The sequence below is a fragment of the Polaromonas sp. P1_G2 genome, assembly GCF_056405515.1.
In genome coordinates this window covers 1-451 of sequence record NZ_JBFUBY010001148.1, presented here as the reverse complement: position 1 = coordinate 451, position 451 = coordinate 1, and the positions used below count along the sequence as shown (strand labels likewise).

The 451-nt window shown below is 65.0% G+C and carries 1 protein-coding gene and 1 pseudogene; both read right to left on the bottom strand.

The genetic code is table 11. The features are described from left to right. Positions 1-315, bottom strand: a pseudogene (locus AC1D0P_RS29495) (glycosyltransferase family 4 protein); the annotation flags it as partial. 5 nt (positions 316-320) lie between these two features. Next, positions 321-451 (bottom strand): GreA/GreB family elongation factor (locus AC1D0P_RS29490; protein ID WP_477679976.1); only part of this gene is annotated, 131 nt, incomplete at its 5' end.

Genomic DNA, 451 nt, shown 5'->3' with positions numbered 1-451 from the left:
GCGCTGGCCGGCCGAGGTGAAGATCAGCCTGAAGGGCATGCGCAGCACGTCGCGCAAGAACACGCCGACGACCATCTCGTTGTTGCGGCGGGTGTGCCAGATGCGTGGACGGCCAGTTTTCGGCCGCCTCCAGCATTTCAGAAGATCGAGGAAACCGATCTTCGGCAGCGTGTCCGGCAGGCCGGGGCCGAGGGTGGCGATGTTGACGCCCGCAGCCACCTGGCGTGGCACGAGCTGGATAACCGTCGAGGTGACGCCCGAAAGCCTGCGCTTGAAATGCGGCGCGATCACCTCGATGTCATCGATGTCGGGCAAGGGGCTCAGCCCCAGGTGATGCCGACCACTTCATAGGCCTTGGAGCCGCCGGGCGCATTCACCTCGATGGAATCGCCGACTTCCTTGCCGATCAGGGCGCGCGCGATCGGCGACGAGATCGAAATCCGGCCGGATT